This window comes from Rhodococcus sp. APC 3903, from assembly GCF_030407755.1.
Taxonomy (GTDB): domain Bacteria; phylum Actinomycetota; class Actinomycetes; order Mycobacteriales; family Mycobacteriaceae; genus Rhodococcus_F; species Rhodococcus_F erythropolis.
Window position 1 is genome coordinate 175713 of record NZ_JASDCV010000001.1, and the last position, 11499, is coordinate 187211.

The 11499-nt window shown below is 62.6% G+C and carries 10 protein-coding genes; 6 read left to right on the forward strand and 4 right to left on the reverse strand.

From position 1 onward, the window contains the following. Positions 1-32: 32 nt before the first annotated feature. Complete coding sequence (locus QMA15_RS00860; protein WP_019745003.1) at positions 33-980, reverse strand: DMT family transporter; 948 nt, start codon at positions 978-980, stop codon at positions 33-35. Between the two features lie 68 nt (positions 981-1048). Here QMA15_RS00860 and QMA15_RS00865 point away from each other — a divergent pair, with 68 nt between their 5' ends. Together QMA15_RS00865 and QMA15_RS00870 are read left to right on the forward strand one after the other, a co-directional pair. Further along, positions 1049-1594 (forward strand): CGNR zinc finger domain-containing protein, encoded by a 546-nt coding sequence (locus QMA15_RS00865; RefSeq protein ID WP_279163588.1) that lies wholly within the window; start codon positions 1049-1051, stop codon positions 1592-1594. Positions 1595-1707: 113 nt separating this feature from the next. Beyond that, positions 1708-3006 carry an NtaA/DmoA family FMN-dependent monooxygenase gene (locus tag QMA15_RS00870; protein ID WP_290283555.1) on the forward strand — a complete coding sequence of 433 codons (1299 nt, stop codon included), beginning with the start codon at positions 1708-1710 and terminating at the stop codon, positions 3004-3006. Here QMA15_RS00870 and QMA15_RS00875 read toward each other — a convergent pair. Then, positions 3003-3968 (reverse strand): proline dehydrogenase family protein, encoded by a 966-nt coding sequence (locus QMA15_RS00875; protein WP_279163590.1) that lies wholly within the window; start codon positions 3966-3968, stop codon positions 3003-3005. The two genes, QMA15_RS00870 and QMA15_RS00875, sit on opposite strands and share 4 nt — an antisense overlap. After that, the gene (pruA, locus tag QMA15_RS00880; RefSeq protein WP_021345333.1) at positions 3968-5629 is read right to left on the reverse strand and encodes an L-glutamate gamma-semialdehyde dehydrogenase; all 1662 of its coding nucleotides are present in this window, start codon (positions 5627-5629) and stop codon (positions 3968-3970) included. The genes QMA15_RS00875 and pruA overlap by 1 nt, the downstream gene beginning before the upstream one ends. Before the next feature lie 195 nt (positions 5630-5824). On the opposite strand from pruA, the gene QMA15_RS00885 reads away from it, so the two are divergent. The 3 genes from QMA15_RS00885 to QMA15_RS00895 are packed head-to-tail and all read left to right on the forward strand — an operon-like array spanning position 5825 to position 8909. After that, the gene (locus tag QMA15_RS00885) at positions 5825-7495 is read left to right on the forward strand and encodes a PucR family transcriptional regulator (RefSeq protein ID WP_290283556.1); all 1671 of its coding nucleotides are present in this window, start codon (positions 5825-5827) and stop codon (positions 7493-7495) included. After that, positions 7492-7809, forward strand: coding sequence for a nuclear transport factor 2 family protein (locus QMA15_RS00890; protein WP_020908852.1), 318 nt, complete (start codon positions 7492-7494; stop codon positions 7807-7809). Before QMA15_RS00885 ends, QMA15_RS00890 begins: the two co-directional genes overlap by 4 nt. Next, positions 7809-8909, forward strand: coding sequence for a DNA alkylation repair protein (locus QMA15_RS00895; RefSeq protein ID WP_021345330.1), 1101 nt, complete (start codon positions 7809-7811; stop codon positions 8907-8909). Before QMA15_RS00890 ends, QMA15_RS00895 begins: the two co-directional genes overlap by 1 nt. 58 nt (positions 8910-8967) lie before the next feature. Here the strand turns inward: QMA15_RS00895 and QMA15_RS00900 are convergent, their stop codons facing one another. Then, the gene (locus tag QMA15_RS00900) at positions 8968-10017 is read right to left on the reverse strand and encodes an ABC transporter substrate-binding protein (RefSeq protein WP_279163592.1); all 1050 of its coding nucleotides are present in this window, start codon (positions 10015-10017) and stop codon (positions 8968-8970) included. Between the two features lie 373 nt (positions 10018-10390). Here QMA15_RS00900 and QMA15_RS00905 point away from each other — a divergent pair, with 373 nt between their 5' ends. Next, positions 10391-11479, forward strand: coding sequence for a 3-deoxy-7-phosphoheptulonate synthase (locus tag QMA15_RS00905; RefSeq protein ID WP_020908849.1), 1089 nt, complete (start codon positions 10391-10393; stop codon positions 11477-11479). Positions 11480-11499 lie beyond the last annotated feature (20 nt).

Consider the following 11499-nt stretch of genomic DNA (forward strand, 5'->3'; position numbering starts at 1 on the left):
TCGCTTCGAGGTCGTGATCCCTCGTCCGTCCGTCATTCTTCTGCCATGACATTTGTCATCGGGTCGGCCGGTATCTGTTTCGGTGCAACCTGGCCGAGGCGCGCGAGGACCAACCCCGCGATGATTGCTGCGCCACCCACAGCTTGGAGTGCAGTGACGGATTCCCCGACCAGGATCCACGCGGCGAGGACCGCGCACAGCACTTCGGTCAGCGCTACGAGAGATCCGATTGTCGGCCCCAGCAGCGTGATTGCGGCGATGCCGGTGAGATAGGCAATGACAGTGCTGACCAGGACCAGGACCACCACCGGCAGCCATACGTTCACCGAATGGTCTGCCACGACGGCGTTCGAGGCCGAGAACTGGAGTGGGAGGACGCCGACGAGTCCGAGCGCGCCGATGACCATTGCACTGACCGTGAGCCCCGATGCCGCGAGCACAACAGGATGGAGATCACCGTCCGCACGTTCGGAAATGACGAAATAGACTGCAAGGCATGCCGCGGCGGCCAGTCCCCAGGCGACTCCGACGGCACTGATCTCTGCCGATCCGAAGACGTCGATCACCACGGCGGCGCCGATCATGGCAACCGCCGCACCGAGAAGCGTCTGCACGCTCGGACGCGCGCCCTTGGTTATCCACACCCATCCGATGACGATGATGGGTGCAAGGTACTCGAGAAGCAATGCGACGCCGACCGAAAGATGTTGCACGGCATTGAAGAAGCACAGTTGAACGCCCGAGATCGCGAACACCCCGTACAGCAGTACCGTTCGCGTGTGGGCGCTCACCTGTCGTAGGCGAGGCCATTGGGTGGCTACGGCGATCACCATCATCACCAGTGCGCCGCCGGCAACGCGCGCGAACACTGCGCCGCCGGGGGACCACCCCGATTCGATGAGAGACTTCGCGAACGGGCCCGAGACGCCGAACGTTGCCGCGGACAGCAGAGCGAAGATCAAGCCGTTGCGAGAGTTCACGTCGTCACCCGTCAGGAGTAAAAGCGATTACGATGCTGACATTAGGTTGATAGAGCTCAGGAGTCAAAGTGCATTTTGCTGGTGACACGGAATCGGCGCTCGTCTTCGCCGCGTCGTTGGTCAACACGGCCCGCGGCGGGGCTGAACTGCTTCCGGATCAAGAGGAGCTGACACGGTTTCTCGACGCGGATCATTGGACCGGCAGGCGGGACGGCACGCGGGAGGAATTGACGGCGGTTCGTGCGCTGCGTCCACGACTGCGCAAGTTCTGGGAAGCCGCGGGAGTGGACGACGGCGTCGAGGTGGTGAACGCACTGCTACTCGAATCGGGCGCGAGGCCGCGGCTCACCAGGCATGACGACCTCGGCTGGCATCTGCACGTCACCGCTGACGATTCGCCACTGGTGGACCGGATGGCCGCAGAAGCGGCGATGGGTGTGCTCGATCTGATCCGAACCGACGAATTCTCGAGGTTGCGATGGTGCGAGGCCCCGGACTGCGAGGCGGTCTTCGTGGATTTGTCGCGCAATCGTTCGAAGCGATACTGCGACACCGGAAACTGTGGGAACAGGGCGCACGTCGCCGCCTATCGTGCCCGTAAATCCGGGGCGTGACCAAGCGGCGTTCGGAGGGATAGAACCAGGCTGAGTGAATACCTTGTCGGGAGCCAGGATCGGTCTAGCGTTGTGAGTTCGGAACAGATTTCGCGAAGCCAGGAGGATGGTCGGTGGCCGATCGTAGGCGTCCACTCAAGACGGTGACCGGTGTCAGCGGGGCGGTGAGTATCTACGACGCCGCGATCGATCCGACGACGTCGACGGTCGCGTCCGCGATCGACGTCGCAAAGACGGCCGAGGCGAACAAGATCGACGGACTGTTTGCCGCCGACCTGTTGAGTTTCGGCGCGCAGGGCGCGATCGGTGCGCAGGAGCCGTTGATCTTCCTTGCCGCGCTGAGTGCGGTCACCACCCATGTGGGGCTGATCGCCACCGTCACGACCACATTTCATCACCCTTTCAACCTGGCGCGGTTGTTCGGCACCCTGGACCACGTCAGCAATGGTCGAGCCGCATGGAATGTCGTCACTTCCTCACTCGGAGAAGAGAACTACAGCGACCTGGACCTGCCGAGTCCGGAGGAGCGGTACGCCCGAGCGGCCGAATCGCTCGAGGTGGTCAACGCGCTCTTCGACAGCTGGAAGCCCGGCGCCCTGACCCGGGGAGAGGGCTCAGCGGTACTCGATCCGTCGAGGGTGGTCCCCATCGAGCATCGAGGCAAGTACTTCACCGTGCAGGGGCCGCTGAACATCCCCTCCCTGCCGCAGCGTCGTCCGGTCCAATTCCAGGCAGGCCAATCTGCCGGAGGTATCGAACTGGGTGCTCGCTTCGCGGAGGTCGTATTCACTTCTCTCGCAACCTTCGAGGACGCGGTCACCTACACGAAGACGATCCGCGCCAGGGCGGCAGAGTTGGGGCGTGGGGACGAACTGCCACTGATTTTCAGCTCGTTCCACGCAACGTACGGCGCTACCGAAGCCGAAGTCGAACGATTGGTCAGAGAAGCCGAGGAATCGACGGACTTCGACGCCGGACGCACCAGGCTTGCCGACATGTTCGGCGGTGACGTGGATTTCTCGGAATTGCCGCTGGACCGGCCGATCCCGGAGTCGTTGTTGCCGGACCCGTCGTCGGTGAATCGACGACGGGGCCGGGTCGAGATCTTCGGCAAGCTCGCATCACAAGGAAAGACTCTGCGTGAGTTGATCATCGCGTCCAAGGACACCGGCCACTGGGCAGCGGCGGGCACCCCGGAACAGCTCGCGGACGCGATCGAGGAACGATACGACGCGGGCGTACTCGACGTCATCACGCTCGGTGACCTTGCCGATCCGCGTACACGCGATTTCGTCACGAACGGACTGCTGCCGGAACTACGCAAGCGCAGAATCGTGGGAACAGATTACGTCGGGGGTACCTTCCGTGAGAACCTCGAGTTGCCACCGCTGCCACCGGTTTCCAGCACCTAGTTGTTGGAGGCGAGTGAGCGCATGAAGAACATGAGGTTGGCCGGCCGTTCCGCCAGGCGACGCATGAAGTAGCCGTACCACTGGCTGCCGTAGGGAACGTAGACCCGCAGGTGATTGCCTTCGGCTACCAATCTGCGTTGTTCGCCGTCGCGGATGCCGTAGAGCATCTGAAACTCGAAATCCTCGGCTGTCCGTTCGGTCAATGTGGCGAGTTCGAGGGCGGCGTCGATCATGGTGGGATCGTGGGAGGCGACCATCGGGTACCCGTCACCTTCCATCAAGACCTTCAGGCAACGCAGGTACGACGCGTCGACTTCGCCGGGCTTTTGGAACGCAACGTCGGCCGGTTCCTTGTATGCACCCTTGCACAGCCGAATTCGTGAACCTGATCCGGAGAAGTGCCGGCAGTCGGCCTCGGTGCGGTGCAGATACGCCTGCAGGACCGTGCCGAGCGTCGGGAAGTCGCGGCGCAACTCTTCGACGATGGACAGTGTCGAGTCGGTGGTGGTGTGATCCTCCGCATCGACGGTGACCCACGCGCCCACTTCGTCTGCCGCTGTGACGATTCGGTGAGCGTTCGCCAGGGCGATCTTCTCGCCGTCGCCGGGAAGTGACTGCCCTAACGCGGAGAGCTTGAGCGAAACCTCGAGGGTGTGTTGCGTCCCAGCCGCTTCGGAAAGCGTTGCGTACGAGCGGAGAAGGGACAGATAGGCGTCGACGGTAGCTGTTGCCTGAGTTGGATCGGTAGTGTCCTCGCCGAGGTAGTCGACCGTCACGAACCGGCCACTGGTGAGGATGTCGCGTACGGCAGAGACCGCTGCGGGTTCCGCGTCCCCGGCGACGAACCTGTCTACCAGCTTGCGGGTCAAGGTCATCCCGGAGACTGTCTTCTCCAGCCGCGACGAGCGTGCCGCCGCGAGGAGTACCGGGCGCAGCGGGTTGCTCAGCGAGACGGCACTCATCAACGGTTCTCGCTCTCGGCTGGATCGACGTCCTGGTGGGGGTAGCGATGATCGGTGGGAGGAACGAAGGTTTCCTTGACGGTGCGTGTCGACGTCCAACGGAGCAGGTTCTGCGGTGAACCGGCCTTGTCGTTGGTACCGGAAGCTCGAGCGCCGCCGAAGGGCTGTTGTCCGACTACCGCGCCCGTTGGCTTGTCGTTGACGTAGAAGTTTCCGGCGGCGAACCGCAGACCGTGGTGAGCTTGATCGACGGCCGCACGGTCGGTGGCGATCACGGCACCGGTCAGGGCGTACGCGGATCCGCTGTCGATACGAGCGAGGATGTCGGCGTAGGCATTCGGTGCGGAGTCGTCGTAGACGTGCAGGGAGAGTATGGGGCCGAAGTACTCGGTGCTGAAGGCCTCGTCACTGGGGTCGTCACCGAGCAGGACCGTCGGCGAGATGAAGAATCCTTCGCGGTCGTCGTAGTCGCCGCCTGCTGCGATGGTGAGGCTGCCGGTCGACTTGGCTCGGACGATCGCGGCGGCGTTGCGGTCGAAGGAACGCTGGTCGATGACGGCGCCGCCGAAGTTCGTCAGGTCGGTGACGTCGCCGTACTTCAGTGACGACACTGTGTCGATGAACGTGTCGCCCATCTTGGCCCACACCGATTTCGGGACGAATGCCCGTGACGCGGCCGAGCATTTCTGTCCCTGATAGTCGAAGGCCCCGCGGATCAATGCCGTCGTGAGTACGTCGGGGTCTGCTGAACTGTGTGCGAGTACAAAATCTTTGCCGCCGGTTTCGCCGACGAGACGCGGATACGTCCGGTAGTTCGAGATGTTGGCTCCGACCTCACGCCACAAACGCTGGAACGTTGCGGTCGATCCGGTGAAGTGGATGCCCGCCAGGCGAGGGTCGGCCAGCGCGACCTCGGACACCGTGGGGCCGTCGCCGAGAACAAGATTGATCACCCCGGGTGGGAGGCCGGCGGCTTCGAGTAGTTGCATCGTCAGGTACGCCGCGACGGCCTGCGTCGGTGACGGCTTCCAGATCACGGTGTTGCCCATCAGGGCCGGTGCGGTGGGGAGATTTCCGGCGATGGCGGTGAAATTGAAGGGGGTGATCGCGTAGACAAAACCTTCGAGTGGTCGATATTCGACGCGATTCCAGACTCCCGGAGCGGAAACGGGTTGGTCGGCGAGTATCTGGCGTGCGAACGCGACGTTGAAACGCCAGAAGTCGATCAGTTCGCACGGGGCATCGATCTCGGCCTGATATGCGGTCTTCGACTGACCGAGCATTGTTGCGGCGGCGATGGTTTCGCGCCACGGGCCGGAGAGTAGATCGGCGGCGCGGAGGAAGACCGCAGCGCGGTCGTCGAACGAGAGGTCGCGCCAGGCCGGGGCGGCGAGCGTAGCGGCGTCGATGGCATCACGAACATCCGAGTGCGTTGCGCCCGCAAACGATCCGATGACCGAGCTGTGACGGTGTGGTTGAACTACGTTCTCCCGCTTGCCTTCCGCAGTTCGGTGGACGCCCCCGATGACCTGTCGGATGTCGGTGGGTGTCTCGGCCAGTTCGGTCAGTTTGGTGCGTAGGCGTGATCGTTCCGGGCTTCCCGGCCCGTAATTGTTGACCGGTTCGTTGGCTGGGTGGGGGACATTGGTGACGGCGTCCATGACGATCCTTCGGCAGACTGATGGGTGGGGCAGTTGTCGTGTCGTCATCAGTCAAGCCGAAAGGAGTCGGCGAGTAATCCGCTGATCGGCCAAACTTCTCGGACGCTGTTTGTTCGATCGGCTGAACCATTTCCGCAGGAAAATGCACTATTCTCGAAATTGAGGCGTTGGAACGGTCCGGAAAGTGGGTGGTACGTGGCTATCCGTGAGGTCAGGCTCGACGCGGTCCTTCGGGCGCTGGGCGGAGCCTTTGTCGAGCTCGTCTTCGCGCCGTCAGGTGATGACGTCTTCGTCGACTCCGTGGTGTTCGCGGAGGTCGGGGACCTCACACGCCCCGGAACCGCGGACGTCGAATCCTCTGAACTCTGGCTCGCTGTCGGTATCGGTGCAGCCGAATTGGCAGCCTGGCTGAACCGCGTCGATCAGAAGGGATCAGCGCCTCGGGCCGTCATGTCGAAGGAGGCCTCGGACACGTCGGTGCGCGCGGCGGCACAGCGCGCCGGGATCGCCTTGATGGCAGTCCATCCGGACGCTCGTTGGGATCGATTGTTCACCACGATCCGGGGCGTGCTCGATCATTCGGTATCTCGTCAGGATTCGGAGGACGTTGTATTCGGCAGTGACACAAACTTGTTCGAGCTGGCGCAGAACGTCGCGTCACTCACCCGGGGGATGGTCAGCATCGAGGACGAGCGTTCCCACGTCATGGCTTACTCGGCATCAGGGGATGCTGCGGACGAGCTCCGCCGGCAATCGATCCTCGGCCGTGAAGGACCTCGGGAATACCTCCGGAAGCTGCAGGAGTGGGGCGTCTTCGAAAGCTTGCGGCGAAGTGACGACGTAGTGGAGGTGCCTGCGCACGAAGACCTCGCGATCAGGCGACGGTTGGTGGTTCCCATTCGCAGAATTTCCGAGAACGTCAAGGGGGAGAGCGGTTTCAGTTCTGATCTACTCGGCACGATCTGGGTTCAGGAAGGCCCGCTTCCCATCGCCGGCGATGCCGACAGAGTACTCCGCGGTGCCGCGGCCATTGCAGCTCGGCTGATTTCGCGCATCCGAGACGCGCCGAGTAACGAGGCGATACAGGTTCAGCGCTTGCTCGGGGTTCGCGGCGGCGGCGTCGATGTTCCTTCTCTGGCGGCCTCGTTGTCCATCCCGATGTCCGGACCCGCGATGGTGATCGGCGTGGCGAGTGTCGGGGGCAGCGTGTTGTCGGCTTCGGGTGAGCTCGTGTCGTCGTTGCGCCTGCACGCCAGTGCCTTTCATCGTGAATCGCTGGTGAGTGCATTCGGCGCCCGGATCTATGTGCTGTTTCCGCGAACCCAATCCGTGAAATCCACAGTCTCGTGGACCCGTGAAGTTGTCGCGCGTTTGGACAAGTTGTCGCCCTCGGGTTTACGGGCCGCAGTCTCGTCGCCGGTTTCGACGCTCACTGAGGTGGCTAGGGCTCGCGCCGAAGTGGATCGGGTCTTGGACGGAACGTCGGGGGATGTTCGTGTGACCACCCTCGCGGACTCGCGCACTCCGGTGCTGCTGGGCGAAATCATGGACGCGATTGCGGCCGACGAGCAACTGCACGATCCGAGAATCGACGCGCTCGACGTTTACGACAGGCGTAACGGGTCGAACATGCGTGAAAGCGTCTCCGTTTACCTCGCGCATTCGGGCGATGTCCGACGCGCGTCCGAGCAGCTTCGCATTCACCCGAACACACTCAGGTATCGGATCAAAAGGGTCGAGGAGATAACAGATACCGACCTGTCCGAGCCCTCGACGAGGCTGTTGATGGAGATTCAGTTGGCGGCGTCCGCTCGCGCAGTGAGTTCGCCGAACCTGTCGGACCCCAGCAGTACTCTTCGCGAATGATCGACTCAGCGAAGGTGCCAGGCGCAGCGCGCGCATATTTCGACGGCGGAGACGTCCGTGACGTGTTCACCGAAGACGCCGTGGTGCGTGACGACGGCCGGACGTATGTCGGCATCGAAGAAATCGTGGCGTGGAAGTCCGCCGTGTCGACGGCGTTCACCTTTACCCAGAAGATCGAGTCGGTCAACACCCCAGGCTCGGCCGTTGTCGTGTCGGTGAAGGTCGAGGGTGATTTTCCCGGAAGCCCCGTCCAGTTGCATCACCATTTTTCTCTCGACGGTGATCGGATTTCCGCTCTCACGGTGTGCCCCTGATGCCCACCGCTGACGAACTGCTCGGGAAATCCGTCGTCGCCGATCTGGCAGGCTGTCTCGAGCGAGCCTCCGGTCAGACACGCCTCGCCCTCGTTCGGGGTAGTACATCCGAATTCGACGGTATGAGTCTCGGCGAACGTACCCGCGTTGTGCGGGACGCGATGACTGCCGAACTGCCTCAGGATCTTCCGGCCTTCGCCGAGATCATCCGCCGTGCGCTTTCAGCGGAGACCTTCACTGGTTGGATGATCTGGCCGGTGACCGAAGCCGTCGCCGTCACAGCGACACGAAGTGGCTCCGAGTCGGATTTCGACGAGGGAATGGCTCTGCTTGCCGAGCTGACGTCGCGTCTGACGGCCGAATTCGCAATTCGCACATTTCTCGAGACGGACCTTGACCGTTCGCTGGCGATCGCACTCACCTGGACCGGTCATGAAGACGAACACGTCCGGCGCTTGGCGACCGAAGGCACTCGTACTCGTTTGCCCTGGGGAAGACGAGTGAAAGAATTGACGGCGTGTCCCGAGTCGACAATCGCCATTCTCGACGAGCTGTATCAGGATGATTCGGAATACGTACGACGTTCGGTCGCAAACCATCTCAACGATCTCAGTCGTGCTGACGCAGCGCTCGCCGTGTCGACTGCGAAGCGTTGGTTACAGACACCGGATTCCAACACACTTAAAATCGTCAAACATGCATTGCGGACGTTGATCAAGGCCGGCGACCCGGATGCTCTGTCTCTTCTGGGGTTCTCGCCGCCCACCGACGTCGTGGTCGAAGGGTTCGTCATCGACCGCGAAATAGTCGATGCGGGTGGAGAACTCACTTTCGACTTCGCCGTCACGAACAACGGCAGCGAGTCCGTCACCGTCGTGATCGATTACATCGTCCACCACGTGAAGGCCAACGGGACCACGACGCCGAAGGTCTTTAAACTGACAACACGAACGCTCGAGCCTGGGGTGCCGGCCCGCATCGCGAAGAGGCATTCCTTCAAACCGATCAGTACCCGGAAGTACTATGCCGGCGACCATGCCGTCGAAGTGCAGATCAACGGTGTACGCCAGGTGCGAGGCGAATTCCGCTTGGAGGCGTGAGTGACCCCACCAGGTGTGGTGGGGTCACTCCAGTACCGATCCAATGCCCGCACGGATGTCAGCGCATGACCTGTACCTGTTCGGCGATATCAGCGGCCAGGGCCATCGCAGTCAGAGCGAGGCCGTTGTTGAGGTCGTATCGCAGTTGTCCGACATGGCCGTCCTGGACAGCGCGAACTCGTTTCCACGTGGGCGACTCGGCTTCGACGGCGTCGGGGTTCTGTAGCAGTACGAAGTCGGCCTGGTCGAAGATCGCGAGCTCCTCGAGGCTGTAGAACGTCGAATCCTTCCGTTCGGGTGCGGCATGGGCGGCGTCAGTCAAGACGTTCAGGCCGAGGTCCTGTGCAACCGACACGGCGAACGTGTTGTTCTGCAGCCAGATCTGACCGCTGTCTGCACCGGCGATCGCAATCGACTTGCCTTCGAGGAGACCACCGATCTTGGCCCGCGCTTGAGCAAGTTCTCCGTTGTATCGGGCGATGACGCGTTCGGCGACTTCGCGGCGATCGAGCGCCGTGAGCTGCGCGGTCATGGCCTGTTTCCAAGACGAGCCCGTCGTGCCCTCGTCAACGACGAGCACCGGGGCGATGTCAGTGCCGAGCAGGCCCCTGTCCTGGTAGTAATCCCACCAGCCTTTCCCGACAACCAACAGATCGGGGTCGTAGCTCAGGATCGATTCGGCATTCGGTTCGTTGTTCGTCCCACCGAGGCGAGCTGCGCCGGCGGGTACCTGTTGCATGAGCTGAGACTTCGGATCCCAATTGGTCGCGACGATCGGGTACTCGGCTAGTAGTGCAAAATCGAGGGCGCCTCGGGCTTCGAGCACCACGACACGCTTGGGGTCCCGCGGGAGGCGGTAGGTCTGGTCCGCGACGACGATGTCGACCCACTCGTCCGAGGCTTCGGTGCCGCTGGATTCGCTCGAACATGCAGACAGTGCGCCCAGTGCACCGAGCGCCGCCGCACCGGTCAGGAACCCGCGTCGTGTCAAGGAATCGATCAGACGGGTGAATTCGTCGTCCACATCTTTTGTCGACTGCAAGGGGGTTTCGGTCGCAGAAGGGGACACCGTCGGGTGGAAGGTTTTGGTCGATTCGATCACAGGCATGAGAAGGCGCAGCTCCATCTGATGTTCCGGGCATTGGCAGGTGCCTAACCAACGTATTCGAACTTCGCAGCCGGAGCCTTACTCGAAAGCGCCAACCGCTCAGCGGATTTGGCCATTCTTCACGGACTCGTGCCACGGGACTCGCCCCTCGGATTCGGCTTGTTGTGGAGGGGCGCGCCCATCTGATCCGAACTCGAGGTATCGTGGCCGTCATGCAGCGCGTCTATTTCTGGTTTAGCAGGCCGGCCCCGGGTGGGCCTGCCGGCGTAACCACGCGCTGACAACCTCCACCCAAGAGCCGGACTACAGACCGGCTCGCTGGAGTTTCTCTTCATCTCTGGGGTCGGCCTGAGAACAGGAAACCGAAAACCCCATGACTGTCACCATCGACACCACCGCAGCTTCGGACAGCCTCGACGATCAGCGCACTGTGAGTATCAGTCCGCTCGTGTCACCGGCGACTGTTCGTGCTCAGCACGCTCCGGACGAGGTCGCGGCCGCAACCGTGCGGACCGGCCGTGCCGACACGATCAACATCCTCAACGGTGACGACGACCGTTTGATCGTTGTTGTCGGACCGTGCTCGGTACACGATCCGGAAGCTGCGATGGACTACGCCCGTCGGTTGGCTGCCAAGGCCGAAGAACTGCGGGACGATCTGCACATCGTGATGCGGGTCTACTTCGAAAAGCCGCGCACCACGCTGGGTTGGAAGGGCCTGCTCAACGACCCCCACCTCGACGGCACGTTCGACATCAACACCGGGCTCGGTATCGGCCGCAAGTTGCTTCTCGACGTGTCGAGTCTGGGCCTGCCTGTCGGCTGCGAGTTCCTTGATCCGATCATGCCGCAGTACATCGCCGACCTGGTCAGCTACGGTGCAATCGGCGCCCGGACCGCCGCCAGTCAGGTTCACCGTCAGCTGTGCAGCGCGCTGTCCATGCCCGTCGGCATCAAGAATTCCACCGAAGGTGATGTGCAGGTAGCCGTCGACGGTACCCGCGCCGCGGCGGCGAGCCATGTGTTCCCCGGAACGGATCTCGACGGCCAGGCTGCCTTGATTCGGACCGCGGGCAACCCGGACTGCCATGTCATTCTTCGTGGCGGCAGCGACGGACCGAACTACGATGCCGAGACCGTCGCGGATACCCTTGCTCGCCTGCGTAAGTCGAACCTGCCCGAGCGCGTGGTCATCGACGCGAGTCACGGTAACAGCAGCAAGGACCACGAGCGTCAGGTCGTCGTGCTGGACGACATTGCCCGACGTCTGACCGAGGGTGAGCAGGGAATCGCCGGCGTCATGTTGGAGAGTTTCATCGAGGCCGGCCGTCAGGACCTGACCTTGGGTAAGGCGGACGAGCTCACCTACGGTCAGTCGATCACCGACGCGTGCATCGACTGGTCCACCACCGCAGCGCAGTTGGACCGTCTGGCGCAGGCCGTTGCGGCTCGGAGGGGCTGACGCCCCCGTGCGCGTTTAGG